21 protein-coding genes and 1 pseudogene are annotated in these 14,425 nt (G+C 41.1%); 11 read left to right on the top strand and 11 right to left on the bottom strand.

Annotated elements, in window-relative coordinates; translation table 11 throughout:
- Nucleotides 1–219 precede the first annotated feature (219 nt).
- The 5 genes from MKP07_RS37725 (at nucleotide 220) to MKP07_RS05385 (ending at nucleotide 3,306) form a co-directional block, all read left to right on the top strand.
- Nucleotides 220–843 (top strand): glycoside hydrolase family 88 protein, encoded by a 624-nt coding sequence (locus MKP07_RS37725; RefSeq protein WP_262919157.1) that lies wholly within the window; start codon nucleotides 220–222, stop codon nucleotides 841–843.
- Nucleotides 735–1,565, top strand: a complete 831-nt coding sequence (locus MKP07_RS05400) for a glycoside hydrolase family 88 protein (protein WP_262919156.1) — start codon at nucleotides 735–737, stop codon at nucleotides 1,563–1,565. Before MKP07_RS37725 ends, MKP07_RS05400 begins: the two co-directional genes overlap by 109 nt.
- 97 nt (nucleotides 1,566–1,662) lie before the next feature.
- Nucleotides 1,663–2,070 (top strand): hypothetical protein, encoded by a 408-nt coding sequence (locus MKP07_RS05395; RefSeq protein WP_240845586.1) that lies wholly within the window; start codon nucleotides 1,663–1,665, stop codon nucleotides 2,068–2,070.
- Nucleotides 2,071–2,185: 115 nt separating this feature from the next.
- Nucleotides 2,186–2,869: a hypothetical protein gene (locus MKP07_RS05390; RefSeq protein ID WP_240845584.1), complete on the top strand. Its 684-nt coding sequence runs from the start codon at nucleotides 2,186–2,188 to the stop codon at nucleotides 2,867–2,869.
- A gap of 53 nt (nucleotides 2,870–2,922) precedes the next feature.
- Complete coding sequence (locus MKP07_RS05385) at nucleotides 2,923–3,306, top strand: hypothetical protein (protein WP_240845582.1); 384 nt, start codon at nucleotides 2,923–2,925, stop codon at nucleotides 3,304–3,306.
- Nucleotides 3,307–3,373: 67 nt separating this feature from the next.
- On the opposite strand, the gene MKP07_RS05380 is transcribed toward MKP07_RS05385, so the two are convergent.
- The 8 genes from MKP07_RS05380 to MKP07_RS05350 all read right to left on the bottom strand — a co-directional run bounded on the left by MKP07_RS05380 (nucleotide 3,374) and on the right by MKP07_RS05350 (nucleotide 8,328).
- Nucleotides 3,374–3,775, bottom strand: coding sequence for a hypothetical protein (locus MKP07_RS05380; RefSeq protein WP_240845580.1), 402 nt, complete (start codon nucleotides 3,773–3,775; stop codon nucleotides 3,374–3,376).
- A 680-nt stretch (nucleotides 3,776–4,455) separates the two neighbouring features.
- Nucleotides 4,456–4,776: a hypothetical protein gene (locus tag MKP07_RS05375; RefSeq protein ID WP_240845578.1), complete on the bottom strand. Its 321-nt coding sequence runs from the start codon at nucleotides 4,774–4,776 to the stop codon at nucleotides 4,456–4,458.
- A gap of 138 nt (nucleotides 4,777–4,914) precedes the next feature.
- The gene (locus MKP07_RS05370) at nucleotides 4,915–5,472 is read right to left on the bottom strand and encodes an RNA polymerase sigma factor (protein ID WP_240845576.1); all 558 of its coding nucleotides are present in this window, start codon (nucleotides 5,470–5,472) and stop codon (nucleotides 4,915–4,917) included.
- A 71-nt stretch (nucleotides 5,473–5,543) separates the two neighbouring features.
- Nucleotides 5,544–6,536, bottom strand: coding sequence for an outer membrane beta-barrel protein (locus MKP07_RS37720; protein WP_317235950.1), 993 nt, complete (start codon nucleotides 6,534–6,536; stop codon nucleotides 5,544–5,546).
- A gap of 14 nt (nucleotides 6,537–6,550) precedes the next feature.
- On the bottom strand, nucleotides 6,551–7,054 hold the full coding sequence (locus tag MKP07_RS37715) for an outer membrane beta-barrel family protein (RefSeq protein WP_262919155.1): 504 nt from the start codon (nucleotides 7,052–7,054) through the stop codon (nucleotides 6,551–6,553).
- On the bottom strand, nucleotides 7,054–7,551 hold the full coding sequence (locus tag MKP07_RS05360; protein WP_240845574.1) for a hypothetical protein: 498 nt from the start codon (nucleotides 7,549–7,551) through the stop codon (nucleotides 7,054–7,056). The genes MKP07_RS37715 and MKP07_RS05360 overlap by 1 nt, the downstream gene beginning before the upstream one ends.
- A gap of 56 nt (nucleotides 7,552–7,607) precedes the next feature.
- Nucleotides 7,608–7,850, bottom strand: a complete 243-nt coding sequence (locus MKP07_RS05355) for a hypothetical protein (RefSeq protein ID WP_240845572.1) — start codon at nucleotides 7,848–7,850, stop codon at nucleotides 7,608–7,610.
- An 85-nt stretch (nucleotides 7,851–7,935) separates the two neighbouring features.
- Nucleotides 7,936–8,328 (bottom strand): carboxypeptidase-like regulatory domain-containing protein, encoded by a 393-nt coding sequence (locus MKP07_RS05350; protein ID WP_240845570.1) that lies wholly within the window; start codon nucleotides 8,326–8,328, stop codon nucleotides 7,936–7,938.
- 380 nt (nucleotides 8,329–8,708) lie between these two features.
- On the opposite strand from MKP07_RS05350, the gene MKP07_RS05345 reads away from it, so the two are divergent.
- The 5 genes and pseudogenes from MKP07_RS05345 (at nucleotide 8,709) to MKP07_RS42140 (ending at nucleotide 11,149) form a co-directional block, all read left to right on the top strand.
- Entirely contained in the window at nucleotides 8,709–8,966 is a 258-nt protein-coding gene (locus MKP07_RS05345; RefSeq protein ID WP_240845568.1) for a DUF5606 family protein, read from the top strand.
- Between the two features lie 17 nt (nucleotides 8,967–8,983).
- Nucleotides 8,984–9,328: a DUF6852 domain-containing protein gene (locus MKP07_RS05340; RefSeq protein ID WP_240845567.1), complete on the top strand. Its 345-nt coding sequence runs from the start codon at nucleotides 8,984–8,986 to the stop codon at nucleotides 9,326–9,328.
- 111 nt (nucleotides 9,329–9,439) lie between these two features.
- Complete coding sequence (locus tag MKP07_RS05335) at nucleotides 9,440–9,859, top strand: gluzincin family metallopeptidase (protein WP_240845566.1); 420 nt, start codon at nucleotides 9,440–9,442, stop codon at nucleotides 9,857–9,859.
- Nucleotides 9,860–9,902: 43 nt separating this feature from the next.
- Nucleotides 9,903–10,664, top strand: a pseudogene (locus MKP07_RS05330) (M3 family metallopeptidase); the annotation flags it as partial.
- Entirely contained in the window at nucleotides 10,655–11,149 is a 495-nt protein-coding gene (locus MKP07_RS42140) for a M3 family metallopeptidase (RefSeq protein ID WP_394803533.1), read from the top strand. The pseudogene MKP07_RS05330 and the gene MKP07_RS42140, both read left to right, overlap by 10 nt.
- Nucleotides 11,150–11,306: 157 nt before the next feature.
- Here MKP07_RS42140 and MKP07_RS05320 read toward each other — a convergent pair whose 3' ends face one another.
- The 3 genes from MKP07_RS05320 to MKP07_RS05310 form a co-directional block, all read right to left on the bottom strand.
- A complete protein-coding gene (locus MKP07_RS05320) occupies nucleotides 11,307–12,194 on the bottom strand; it encodes an energy transducer TonB (RefSeq protein ID WP_240845561.1) in 888 nt (295 codons plus the stop codon).
- Nucleotides 12,195–12,311: 117 nt separating this feature from the next.
- On the bottom strand, nucleotides 12,312–12,731 hold the full coding sequence (locus MKP07_RS05315; protein WP_394803629.1) for a TlpA family protein disulfide reductase: 420 nt from the start codon (nucleotides 12,729–12,731) through the stop codon (nucleotides 12,312–12,314).
- A 112-nt stretch (nucleotides 12,732–12,843) separates the two neighbouring features.
- A complete protein-coding gene (locus MKP07_RS05310; RefSeq protein ID WP_240845557.1) occupies nucleotides 12,844–13,323 on the bottom strand; it encodes a toxin-antitoxin system YwqK family antitoxin in 480 nt (159 codons plus the stop codon).
- Between the two features lie 248 nt (nucleotides 13,324–13,571).
- On the opposite strand from MKP07_RS05310, the gene MKP07_RS05305 reads away from it, so the two are divergent.
- Nucleotides 13,572–14,234 carry a YceI family protein gene (locus MKP07_RS05305; protein WP_240845555.1) on the top strand — a complete coding sequence of 221 codons (663 nt, stop codon included), beginning with the start codon at nucleotides 13,572–13,574 and terminating at the stop codon, nucleotides 14,232–14,234.
- Nucleotides 14,235–14,425: the final 191 nt, after the last annotated feature.

The following is a 14,425-nucleotide window of genomic DNA, read 5'->3' as shown; positions in this document are numbered from 1 at the left end:
AATTATTTAATATTAAATTTTCGTGGTTTGAAAAATTTAACATAGGACGATTGTAAGAGGCCGTCAGGATACTTGCCTCGCAATCAAATGGTAATTTGTACATTTACTGCTGCCGTTTAAGCTGCAGGCCATTAAAGAGAGATACGGTTGAGGCTTGAGCAACCTTATGGCAACTTTAACCTCTTAATGGTTTAGTTCACATTTATAATAATGCACATAATGAAGATTGCTTGTTTGTTGGTATCGCTGTTGCTGTCTGTATTTATGCAGGCTCAAAAGCCCTGGTCTCAGAAAATGGTAGAGTCGCACGGGGTGGTTGATTTTTACTGCAATACCCATTACCAGGCGGTTTTAGGTACTACCGGTTGGGACTATGTCTCCGGCCTGGTGGCTAATGCAGTGATGAAGGCCTGGGAGGCCTACCCTGAAAAAGCAGCGTACTATAACGCAGTGAAAGCCTTTGCCGATAATAGCCTGAGCGAAGACGGTTCTTTTATTAAAGACACGGAAGGGAAATCGGCCCTGAGGCCCAGCAATATTGATGACTACCCGGCAGGGAGAATATATTTTGCTTTGTACAAAGAAGAACTTCGAAAAGGCAATACGAAAGATGCGAACCGTTACAAAACTGCGGCTACATTGATACGTAATACACTAAAGTATCATCATTCGAGAATTGCACCGGGCTTGCCGGGTGAGGGCGGCTTTTTCACAAGGCTGTTTACCCCGATCAGATGTGGCTGGATGGTTTATACATGGGCTCTCCTATTTATGCTGAATGGCAACATTATTTTAGCGATAGTACTACATCAACTAATAAGCAGCAAAGCTGGGATGATATAGCTTACCAGTTTAAAACCATTCACCAGTACACCTACAACGCAAAGGAGCAACTGAACTATCATGCCTGGTCTGCTAACCCAACAGATGCCAACTCTTTCTGGGCTAACCAGCAGGCCCCGTTTTTAGGCGCCAGCAAAGAGTTCTGGGGGCGTGGTATGGGTTGGTATTTTGCAGCATTAGTTGATGTGTTGGAGTATTTACCGAAAACACATAAAGATTACCCGGCTGTTTTGAAGATCTATAATCAGGTGGCAGAAGGATTAAAAAGAAGGCAGGACAAAACATCCGGGGTTTGGTACCAATTACTGGCCTACAATGCTGCAACAAAGGCAGATGGAAAAGGCGATGTAGTAAACGGTAAAAGATATAATACAGGAATGCAACCTAATTACCTGGAGGCCTCCTGTTCGGCCATTTTTACCTACGCTTATTTAAAAGGCATACGCTTAGGATTGCTTGATACCAAAACCTACCTCCCGGTAGCCCGAAAAGCATATAATGGATTGCTAAAGACTTTTATCAAAGAAAACGGCAGCAAAACAGATATTATTCAAATATGTGCTTCCGCCGGGCTGGGGCCTGCCAAAGACCCATCGAGAACCGGCACGATCAATTATTACCTTGCAGGAAAAGATGTGGGCATCACAAAAAATGAAGGTAAAGCCATTGGTACTTTTATTATGGCATCAGTAGAATATGAAAATTATTTGAAAAATAAATAGAGACACAGCTTGTTGAATCCGTTTGCCGGGCTGTTATTATTATTTTATATGTTGCGTTTTTCAACTAAAAGCCGTTCTACCGGTAAAACAAACTATTATGAAAATATTAGCACTGGGCGGACTGCTTATACTGCTGGCCTTTGGTTCTTGTAAGAAGGAAAAGAACATGCCAGAAGAGCATACAGCAAAAACAAAAGTATATAAGTTGACATCGGTTTCTAATCCTTGGACGAATATGGATAAGGCTCCTGATTATGTTGAAACCATTACTTTTTATCCTGATTCTACGTTTCTGAAAACGAGAATAAACGGACCAGAAAAGTTATCGGTTGGCGGCACTTATACTATTACCAGCCTGGAGACAGAGAAGTTTTACAAGCTATCGTTTAATACAGAATCCTCTTTAACGATCTATGGAGGCTGGTTAAATATCAAAACACCCCAATCATTGGTATACGATATAACTTTTGTTGATGGACCGAGGCTGATTTATACCTTACAGTAAGCGTATTGTTAAATTATACCAGGGCAAAAAACCATTCGCTGTTTCTGCTGTCTTATAAGGGATATAATATTTCCCTTAAAATTTCGTTTTACTACAAATTGACAGATAAAGGAATATGATTAAGCATGTGTGTGTATTGGTTTTTTCTTTTTTACTGCTTGCAGGAAGTTCTTTATATGGGCAGCCTCCTAAAGTGGAAAAAACCGCCGAATGGTTTCAAAAAGGTTATTATATACTCAACCCCGTTTTTGCGCGTACCAGCAACGAAATAGCGTTTGTTCGAAGGCTTAGTGGTAAAGACAGCAGCATTAATAATGTACAGCATTTTTTGCCGGGTGGAGCCGTAAATTATCTTGCTCCCAATAGCATTAATGCCCGGCAGTTTGACCCTGTTGTAAGTATGTTGGATTATAAAACCCGTCGGCTATCTTTAATCGACTATGGCTGGGGACCGGCATTCTCCACCAATGATAACCGTTTGGCCTATTCTTACCAGGTAAATCCATTGCAAAGACCCGATAAATTGTATGCAGAAGCCTACAAAGGAAATACTATCAAAATATTTAATAAGTCTTTCAAGAAAATACAGGAAGTAGCCAAGCCCCTGAACAACTATCTGCTCGATCCCTTTTTTGTTGACTCTTTAAAGCTCGTATATAAAGCGGGAGACAAAGTGAATGGTCCTTATGGCGCACCGGTTGCTATCAGTGAGGTTGATCTGGCCAGCAAAAGAACAAGATTGGTCCGCCAGCCTGGTATTAAGTATCGCTTGTATGAGTTGATGGGGAGTCTTACCTGATCAATAAGAAGCTCGCTTATATTGTTTACAGCCCGGCTGATTCGGGTAGTGGCATGGCGAGTGAATACAGGCATTTATTATTGTCTGAAAAAGATACTTTGCAGGATTTTGGTATCCGGAAATTCACGAACCTGACTTATAAGTTTGCTATGACAGCCAACGACGAATTGGTGTTTTTAGATGATGAGCACTTTATGGCGGAGGATACGAACTACATAGTGAAGTATAAGAAAAATCGTTTGATAGAAAGCCGCCCATTGAATGCCGACTATTTCAAAGGATATTTAAGCCCGGATGGCAAATGGTTGTTTTATATTACTCAAGAAATGGATGCGTGGCTGGTAAATACGAGAGACCTGAGCAGGGTGAAAATGACTATACCCAAAAAGAGCTGCATGCGGTTGTGTGGAATGCGGATGGAAATAAGCTGGTTTTAGTGCAGGATCATGACGAGCTGGTGGGGACCGATAAGTTGATTATTTATACACTTCGGTAGGTGTTCGGTTATTTTTTTCTTTTGTGAAGAGAAGGCTCAATATCGCCTTTCCATTTTTTATATTGATCTTCGCTTAATTCTTTTTTAAGCCGGTTATCGCGTTCGCTGATCAACGCATCATTTCTCTTTCTTACACTTTGAAAGTCCTGGCTGGATAAACCCTGGGCCAGTCCTGAAGCGGGTCGTTGTATATTGTTTTTTAGCTTTTGCTGATCCTGGTAAAACTCAACGAAAATTTCTTCTATATTTTGTTTTTTGGATTTTTCCAGTTTGAAAGCCTCATCCAGGGCATCCACAGCCATGCTTGCTTTGGCCTTAATGTCTTCGTTCGATGCATTATTCTGCGCGCTTAAAGGTGCATAACCCAGCAATAGGGAAAGCAGTACAACGAATGCTGTTTTGGTTTTCATCCGCAAACTTTTTAAAGGGTTAAACGCTTCCGTATAGGCCTTTTTATAGACCTGCCGGGCTGAATACGCTGCAAGATTACTACTGTTAGTATGCTTAAAATCGGTCATGCCTGAGTTCATTTTGAAAGATTCTATACTAATAAGAAGATAAAATCCCGCAAAAGTTGCAAGAGGACATTTTCTACCGGTCTCCGGGTGGCGGGCCGTCGCCCGGTTTACGACTTCTTCCTTTGTTGATTATTTTTTCATCAGCGAGTCATAAGCAACCTGCTGCTCAGCCGTGCAAATTTTTCTTGTTTGCACCACATGCCTGAAAGAGTTGATTTCTACTTGTTTCTGAAGGCTGGCGATCGAGTCTGCCCACTTTATCACCGTTGTATCTACCGTATCCTGGGTCTTGGTCAGATCAAAAGAATATTCTTCATGTGAATGATCTGGTCCATTTTTGCTTTAGCGTCTGTCCAGTGCGTTTTTTTAATTCGTTAAATCTGGCCACCTGCGCATCGTTAAAACCCACCTCTTTTCTCAGCACTGCTGCAAATCCATCCTTATTATCAGGTTTTTTCTCGGGCTTTTTACACAAAAAAAAAAAAATAGGCCAATACGGCAATATTGGTCAATAAAAGAAGAAAAATAATGAATACGAGAACTTTGTTATTGGATCGGCTTTGCGTCATTTATTAGGGATTAACATCGTTAACTGCCAGTATATAGTTTTCATTTTGTAAACCATCCGATACTACACTGGATGTAATTGTTGAAACCTCCTGCTTCGGGTACTCTGAATTAAGTACAGTATAAGCATTGGCCATTAATACCACCAAAACACAGGCAATGGCAACCGCTGGTCTTGTTAAAAATCCAACTGTTTTTGTCCAGAAACTATTTTCTTCCTGAATCCTGGCCATAATGCGGGTATGCATGTAGGGCCGGGCCTCAGCACGACTAATGCCATCCAGGCTGTTTAAAATTTCATCTATTTCCAGGTTGGACCTTTTCATCCTTAATTTTTTTGCCTGCTTACCGCAGACGGGTTTTTATAGTTCGCCGGGAAATCAACTACCCGCTGCCGGGCTTTCCCATGTCTGTCTATATCTTTTTGACGCTATTTTTTCATTTTCCTTGTAAAATAACGTTTTTTATGTTTCTAATATTTTCCTCAAATTATTTTTTGCACGGTGCAACAGCGACTCAATGGCCGACACTGTTGTCTGCATAATTTCGCTTATCTCCTGGTAGCTCAACCCCTCAATTTTATTTAGAATAAATGCAATTTTTTGATTTTCAGGCAATTTGTCTACTGCTTTCATCAAAACGGCGGCAGTTTCTTTCTTATCCAGTACTACGCCGGGGTGGTTAAAGTCGGGTGGATTTACTTCAACCTGCGCGTCATCGCCAAAAATACTTTTCACAAAACCAAAACGTTTTTTTCTTTTCTTTTTACGTTCGTGGTCTAACGATTTGGTAGTGGCAATTCGATACAACCAGGTGGAGAGCTTAGATTCTCCTTTAAAAGAGCCAATCGACTGATATACCTGCACAAATACCTCCTGTGCCAAATCTTCTGCATCTTCTTCACTTTTCACAATACTGAGACAGGTGTTGTAGACCATGTTTTGATAACTGTCCACAACCTGTTTAAAAGCGGCTTCGTCTCCCCGTTTTAATTGTTCTACCAGTATTTCCTCGCTAACCAAAAGTTTTAGTTTATACAAAAAATTCAGGCAGCGATATTACTACATTTTTCTTATACGATTTGTGAAAGCCTTTAAAACATTGGTCCTCCGCCAGGTCGGCCACCGCCACCTCCTGGCATTCCGCCACCGGTGCCTTGTCCGCCTCTCCAGTCGCCTCTTTCTTCGCTTCTCTGAGAAGAAGTGTTGGCTTTTCCGAAATTACGAAGACTGTAAGTGAACGTAAGCATGAAATACTGCTGTAAAACTCTTGTTGTGGTAGTTTGTATCAGGTTGAAATTGTTCAGGGTTTGGCTGAAACTATTATTTTGTTTCAAAATGTCAAATACAGACAGTTTTAACTCAGCCTGCTTTTTGGCCAGGAATTTTTTACCTATAGCTGCATTCCAAAGTGTGTACTCAACTCCTTCGGCATTCTCAAGTTTGTAATTCTGATAGGATACATTGGTATTAAAGAACCAACCGGATCTAGAAAGCAGGTTAAGGTTGGCCCCAGGACTTTGCTGTAAATAGTTTTGTCCTGCACTGGCGTTATTTAACGTACTGGTCGTCTGAGTATAGTTGATATCGTAGTTAAGTGTGAAGTCTACAAATTCGCTCACGTTACTGCTTAACACTGCGCCGCCGCCGAATGTGTTTCGGGTAACAAAACCTATTACCCCATTGTATTTGCTAGGTGTTTTACCATAATTATAATTAGTGGTAATATTGAAATTGGACTTAATGAATTTTACCGGAAAGGAGTATACCAATAAACCCGAGAAGTTACGATAGCCATTTAAGTTGATGTAGGTGGTGTTGGTAATACCTTTATCATTTACAACATCAGTAGAAATATAGTTGTCGATGACATTAAAAGATGCGTTGGCTGTAAAGCTGTTATTGTTTTTAGTATTTGCATAGATATACCTCAATACCCCGCGGTGATTATAGGCTTGTTGCAAATTGGGGTTACCTACCACAATACTGGTTTGATTAGAGCTGTCTATGACATCCTGTAACTGGTCAATTGACGGGAAGTCGGTACCTGAGCGATAGAAAACACGTCCATTACCGTAGCGTCCGATTTTTTTAGACCATCTTAAATTGGGTAGGAAGGCAAAAAGTTTTGATCAACGGTTCCCACAGTAGGCCTTACTCTTTCACTGTACAATGTTGAATACTGTAAATCGAACCCTGCAGAAAGCTGATTATCACGGTTTCTACCCAAACGGTAATTGAAGCCACCATTATGTGTGGTAATGGTATTTTCAAATTGGTTTGACTGGGCAGTATTAGGCAATGTATAAGCCACGCCATCATAGTCAAAAGTTTCCTGGTTGCGTTTGTTAATACGTTTTGCCGGTGTATAGCTCAATTCTAACATTCCTTGCTTTCCCAACGGTTCAGTATAATTCAATCTTGCAGAATAATTGGAACTGTTGGTAGGGTTGGTTCTATATTGATTGCGTACGTCGGGGAGATTTATTTCCTCATACTTTGAAATGTTGGTAAGGTTGTAGCTTTCTCCATCGTTTTTAGTGAAATTAGCTTGCAGCGATAACGATAGGCTTCTGCCGGTTTTTTTAAAACTACGACGGTACATTAAGTTGTTGCCGATGTTATAACCATTTCTCTTTGAGCTACTATTTGCATCGCTGATGTAGGAACTGTCTCCATCGGCGTAAATTGCTGAAGAGTAGGTGCTGGAATAACTGTTATTGTTTTGAAAGCTCCAGCTGGTATGTACATGATGGTATTATTGGAATCTAATTTATACTCAAACCGCATGTTAAACCGGTGGTTATTATTATTTGATGACGATGCGCTTCTGGTAGCCAGGTTCAAAATTCTATCATCGGTAGTAATACTGGGAGAAAAGGTTTCCGTTTCGTTGACGTTTTTACCATTAGAGAAAAAATAGCTACCACTTACGTTCAATTTTTTGCCCCACATATCAGAATAGTTAAGACCGAATGCATTGGTTGTGCTGATTCCCGCAGATTGACCGGAGGAAAAGTTGCCACCGAAACCACCGCCAAAACCGCCGCCACCAAATCCGCCACGGCCACCGCCTCCTCGACCGCCGCCGCCGCTCATCACACCTAAAAGATCCTGCTGCGCAAAATTCTGAACGTTGATATTATTGAAATTCCCGATCAGGGTAATACGGCGGTCTCCTTTAAAAAAGCTCGTATTTCCCCCGCCGAATAAGTGTTCTCTGTGCCATATCCGGCAAATACACGACCAAACTGGCCATTGCGCATTCCGCCACGTGTAACGATGTTGATGGCTTTCACGGCATTGCCATCGTCAAAACCAGTCATCTGAGCCTGGTCACTCAGTCGATCAAATAATTGAATTTTGTCTACTACCTCAGCTGGCAGGTTACGCAGCGCCATCGTAGCATCTTCCCCAAAAAGTCTTTACCATCAACAGTCACTTTTTTTACCTGCTCTCCCTGGCCGGTAACCGTCCCGTCTTTCGCTACTGTAATACCCGGCATTTTTTGATCAGGTCTTCCACTGTAGCATCGGGGTTTACTTTGTATTGGCCCGCACTAAACTGGGTAGTGTCGCCTTTTTGGCTTACTGCCGGTGCGCTGGCCACAATTACTACGCCTTCAAGCGTAGTGGTTTTTTTGGGTATATATACATCGTCCAGGTCCAGCGACGGTGTGGAGTCATTTAAAGCAATGGATCTGAAAAAGGTTTCGAAACCAATTGAAGTAGCTTTTAATACATAGCTACCTCTGTCCATATTGGTGAAAAGAAAGGTTCCTGAAGAATCGGAGCTGGTTGACCGGATATTGCTGCTGTCGGACGGGTTGAGTAATTGCACTGTGGCTCCCTTAACAACAATGCCCTCAACAGGGTCCATTAGTGTGCCTTTGATCGTTTGGGCTTGCCCTACAATACTTAACGCTAGAAAAAAGACAAAAAACCGGCTAACTTCATAAAATTTTTTATTAGCCCGTTTGACGCTCAAAATAGTGTAATCCTTCGCTATTGATAACAATTACATAAAATTCAAAATCATTTTCTCTTGGCTGTTTGTTATAAGATAACTGTGTGAAATTCTATTTCGACAATAGATGATCGTATAGCGACAAATTATTAAGAAGTGGCTGGTTAACTGGTGTTAGAAAGGGACTGCTTAAACGTTTTGGGTAGTATAAATGGCTATTTAATCCTAAAAAATCAAAAATTACCAATAAAATCGCTTAGAATATTTATCTTGCGCCACTCAATATTTTTGTTATGGAATATTATAAATTAGTTGCAGTTACAGGATTACCTGGCCTGTATGAATTAGTAAGCAGCAAAAAGGATGGTGCGATTGTGCGTTCTTTACAGGATAAATCAACCAAATTTGCGTCAACACGTATTCACCAGTTTTCGCATTTGGAAAGTATTGAAATTTACACTACCGGCGAAAATGTAAATCTTATAGAGGTATTTCAGGCAATCGAAAAAGCACTGCAGCCTTACCGGATGCTAAGGACGATAAGGCGGTAAAAGCCTATTTCCAGGAAGTGTTCCCTGTTATGGATTTCGACCGTGTTTACAATAGCGATATGAAGAAAATTGTAAAATGGTTCGACATACTAAAGAAGAATGAAATAGAGCTGAAATTATCAGAAGCGCCTGAGGAAGAAGCAGATGAAGCTGAAGTAGCGGCGGCTGCAGAAATAGCGGCTGAAGCGCTGAAAGAAGAAGCTGCAGCTGAAGAAAAGCCTAAGAAGGCTGCTGCAAAAAAGAAAACAGCAGAGAAAGCAACTGAAGAAAGTGAAGAGGGCGAAACTCCAAAAGCGGCTCCTAAAAAAGCAGCTGCCAAAAAGAAAGCTCCCGCTAAGAAAAAGCAGAAGAATAATTTTTAATACAGAACCGAAATTCAGGGAAGTCCGGAAGTCGGCAGGTTAGACGTTTTACGTTATTGATCTTCCGGTCTCGCGGACTTTCCGACTTACGGACTTAACCATCGAAAATTTATGACCGCAGACATTCAACCTACCCCCAGGCAATTATTGCCCGCTGATTTCCAGGTAACAGACTGGCCAACGCTGGAGCCCTATTTTAAAGAATTGTCAGAGCGTACTATCAGCTCTCTGCAGGATCTGGAGCAATGGCTTAAAGACTTGAGTGAACTGGAAGCTGTGATCAGCGAAGATGCCTGCTGGCGCCAGATAAAAATGACCTGCGATACGGAAAACCCTGCACTGGCCGAATCATTCAATTATTTTATGATGGAGATCCAGCCTAAAATTCAACCGTTTTCCGATCTGTTGAACAGGAAGCTGGTGGAAAATCCGCTTACGAAAGAGCTGAAAGAACCTGCTTACTATACGTACTTACGAAACGTAAGAAAGAATATTGATCTTTTTAGAAGAAAACATTCCCTTACAGTCTGAGCTGGCAGTGGAGGCGCAGCAGTTTGGTGTGATCAGCGGTAAAATGAGCATTGAAGTAGGTGGAAAGGAATATACTTTACAACAGGCCGCTAAGTTTTTGGAAGATCCTGATCGCAGTGTAAGAGAGGAAGTATATCGTAAGATAGCGGAAAGAAGGTTACAGGATAAGGATGCTTTGAACGAGCTCTATGATGGTCTTTTGAAAAAGAGAAACCAGGTGGCATTGAACGCGGGATATGAGAATTACCGGGATTACCGGTTTGCAGAGCTGGGCCGGTTTGATTATACCAAGGAAGATTCTTTCCAGTTCCAGGAGGCGGTGAAGCAGTATGTATTGCCCATTGTTGATGATATTTATAAAAAGAAGCAGGCAAAGCTAGGCTTAGATAGCTTACGTCCCTGGGATACAGATGCAGAGCCTGCAGGAATAGAGCCCCTGAAGCCCTTTAGAACAGGAGGCGAATTGCTGCAGAAAACAGTGAGCTGTTTTGAAAAATTAGATCCATTTTTCGCAGCCTGTCTGGAGAAGATGAGCCAGCTAAAGCGTTTCGACCTGGAAAGCCGTAAAGGCAAAGCTCCCGGTGGTTATAATTGCCCGCTGGCTGAAACAGGCGCTCCTTTTATATTCATGAATGCAGCCGGAACATTGAACGATGTGATCACCATGGTGCACGAGGGTGGCCATGCTATTCATTCGTTTTTATCGCACCCGTTGCCATTAACCGGGTTTAAAGAATACCCAACCGAGTTTGCCGAGGTAGCAAGTATGAGCATGGAGTTATTCAGCATGAACGAATGGGGTGTTTTTTTCGAAAACGAAGAAGAGCTAAGAAGAGCGAAAGAATTACAATTGGAAAGAGTATTAACTATTTTCCCTGGATTGCTACCATTGATAAGTTTCAGCATTGGGTATACGAAAACCCCAACCATACGCGGGAAGAGCGTTTACAGAACTGGCAGAGAATACTTACAGAATTTACTCCGGCCTCGCTGGATGTTACCGGCTTAGAAGCTTACCGTAATTATAGCTGGCAACGCCAGTTGCATTTGTTTGAAGTGCCTTTTTATTATATTGAATATGGTATTGCTCAACTAGGCGCTATCGGCCTCTGGCAGCAATTTCAAAAGGATAAAGAACAGGCATTACACAATTACACTAATGCTTTGAGTTTGGGAGGCACCCGTACTTTGCCGCAGTTGTTTGAGGCTGCAGGTTTGCAATTTGATCTGTCTCCGGCACATATCAAGGGGTTGATGGAATTTGTAAAAGAGGAGATGGAGAAAGTATAATGGCTTTATATAACAGGTATTATTGACCTCACGGCAAGTTCGTGAGGTTTCTTATTGTCGGGAAATCCTGTTGTTTTTTCTATGTTTAGACTGGTGAAATGTATCGTTGTTAAGTGGGGCGGTGGCTCAGGAGATATGTAGTTAATGAACTACTTTTTTATCCGCGTATTTGAAATGTTACAGGCTGTTTACGATATGCTTTTACAATTTTACCATACCTGCTGGCTGGGATCCACTTTGGAGATTTCTTTAGAATGCGCAATACTTCTTCCTCTGCTCCGTAGCCAATTTTAGTCAGAGCTTTCATATTAGAAAGCGTGCCGTCTTTTTCAACTACGAACTGGATAATCACCGTACCCTGACCTCCCGTTGCGCCATTTCTGATAGGGACCATTCCGTCCAGGTTTCTTTCAAGGTAGGTTCGCCAACCGCCATTTTGAGGTGGAAACTTAGCTTCTCTATCTTCTCGGGTAAAAACACTGTCAACCGACTCAACAGTGCCATCTTTTTGGTATTCTGTCCATGTACCACTGCTGCCCACAAAAGCAATTTCTCTCAACTTGTTACCGGTTGAATCATAGTCAGTATCTCTAAGTGTATTGTTGATGCTGTCCGTTTCAATCGCATTGTATAGCCACCTGTGATTAACGTACCGCTTTTTTACTTCGAAAAGTAAGTGGTCTTCTTTATAATGTCCCGAATCGGTTAGATTGCCCGTACTATCCCATTTCATTAAAAGTCCCGTAAGCCTGTTGTTTTCAAAGTGGCTTTTCTCCTCAACCTTCCTATTGGGATGGAACAACACTCGATCGCCATGTAAAACTTCTAATGTAGAGTCTTTAAATTGCTCAAACCATAATAAGCGATTGTCGGCCATTTTGTAGTACTGAACAAGGTAGAAGGAATCCACTGTTCGCCCTTTGCCTACTATAACTGCTTTTTCTTTGGGGGCACTTTCCATTTTTGCGTTGAAGTAGTAGGTATAGACCCTGTTTTGAGCGGCGCTGTAAATAGTTGTCGTTGATAGTATTGACGTTAAAAGCAAAAGTTTTGATACTATATTTTTTTCATTGATTAACGGTTGTCAGAGTTGAAATTAGTAAATATTTGCGTTGCCGATAAAGACTCTTTATTCTGCTTATCGGGGTGAAAAGGATTGAATTTAGATTTGAGGCCGCTGATTTTGTTTTTCAAGCAGTTCATTAATGGTTTTGCGCATCCAGTAAAATAGCTGGCGGGGCGAGCTAACGGTATGAAAATGCACTTTGCCGTCACCATCTATAATAGCATGTGTGGGGTAAGATGTTATGCCATATTGATGTGCGGCCGTTTGGCCATCGGCTACCAGTTGGTAATTAAACGGCGACAGCTTTACAAAATCTTTGATAGAAGCACGATCGTCCAATGATATTCCGATGAACTTTACATTGGCGGAATCCTTATATTCCTTCACCAGTTCATTCAGCTCAGGCATTTCCATTCGACAGGGTTTACAGTTAATAAACCAATAATTGATCACCAGCACCTTCCCCTTCAGGTCTTTCGATTTTAATTTATTACCGTTAATATCAACCATGTTGATACTAAATTCCTGCCCTGTTTTAAAAAAGCACTTTCTTTAGGTTTGGGATCTTTAGATACTATACTATTGTAATACGCATCGCTAAACCTGAAAATAAGAAACTTGTTGCTGTTTACTTTATCCTGCCTGAATGTATAGCGCCATTATAAACCAGGGACTGCCATACAGCTGGGGTAACCACAGCACCATTATCTGTTATGATGATATCCTGTTCTGTGAGTCTTCTTTTAGGGTAGTCGTTATCAAATTCATGTAATTTCTGTTTGCTGCCATCGCTGTTTAACTGGTATTTGACCAGGTAGGTGGGCATCCCCTCATAGTAGATAGCAGAATCGGTCATATTGCCAAGGCTATCCCATTTTATCGAAGTGCCATGTAGCAGGTTATTTTTGTAATACACGCTCTCAAACTTTTTACGGTTAGCGTGATAGGCAATATGCTGCCCATTCAATACATTTAAAGCAGAATCTGTAAAGTTTTCAAGGAAGAGTAACCTGTTATCAGCGAGATTATAAAATAAAACCATGAAGCCGCTTTCGGTTTTCGAACCCTTTCCTATAACCAATGCCTCCTCTTTGGGGACAAATTCCATTTTTTCGTTCAGGTAATAGACATATAACTTATTTTGGGAGAAACTGTTACAGCAAAATAGGACCAGGAAAGCTATTATAACAACAGGTTTGAAAATGGCAGTTTTTCTTTGCATTGGTTGTAGAAATAGGTGTAAAAATACTAAAATATTCTTCGAGAAAATCCCGGCGTAAAATTTGCTGCGTTTTTTAAACCTTTTCTAGGGACTCTTTGTTATAAACTGAATCTTAAACTACTTAAAATCAAATTATGAAGAGAATACTATCGTTATCATTTGTGGTGGCATCCATTGCATTTGTATCCTGCAATTCAGCACCTAAGGCAGACGAGGCAAAGACCGAAGATCAGCAGGAAGTATCTGCAGCTGAAGGCGCGTCTTACAAAGTAGACACTACGCAAAAAGTACAATTTATTGGTACCAAACCTGTTGGTCAGCACCAGGGAACTTTCAACATTAAAGAAGGCGAGTTTTTTGTAAAAAATGATGCAATTGTTACGGGTGGTAAATTAGTATTTGACATCAACAGTTTGCAGGTAACTGACGCCGATACATCAGGTGCTTACAAGTTAAAGGGGCATTTACTATCTCCTGACTTTTTTGATGGCGCTGCGAACGGTACCGCAACATTTGAAATTACCAGTGTTGAGCCTTATACACCCGATAGCACCAATAAAATTGTTTTAGACGGAGCTACTAACACTGTAAAAGGCAATCTTACTTTGAAAGGAGTTACCAAGAATGTAACTTTCCCTGCAGCTATTGCAGTAACTCCAACTACTGTTACGGCAAGAGCTAATTTCAATGTAAACCGTACAGACTGGGGACTGGTTTATGGGAATGATCAGTCTTTGGGCGACAAATTCATCAGACCCGAAGTAAACATTAGCTTTTCTATTACAGCTAATAAATAATTGCTTTACAGGCATATACTAAATTGCCGCTTTTTACGTTTGTAATTGGCAGGTTATTTGCAAAATTGTAAAGCGTTATTTAATAAAATTTATACAATGAAGAAGTTTTTACTGTTAACATTAAGTTTGATTGCTGTTGTGCTGGTGAATGCACAGGATAAAGCAGCTCTAAAAGTCCGCCTGCTACTGTT

Origin of the sequence: Paraniabella hibiscisoli (genome assembly GCF_022512515.1) — a bacterium.
Classification (GTDB): Bacteria; Bacteroidota; Bacteroidia; order Chitinophagales; family Chitinophagaceae; genus Niabella; species Niabella hibiscisoli.
Note: the sequence above shows the minus strand (reverse complement) of the source record. Positions and strands in the feature narration are given on the sequence as shown.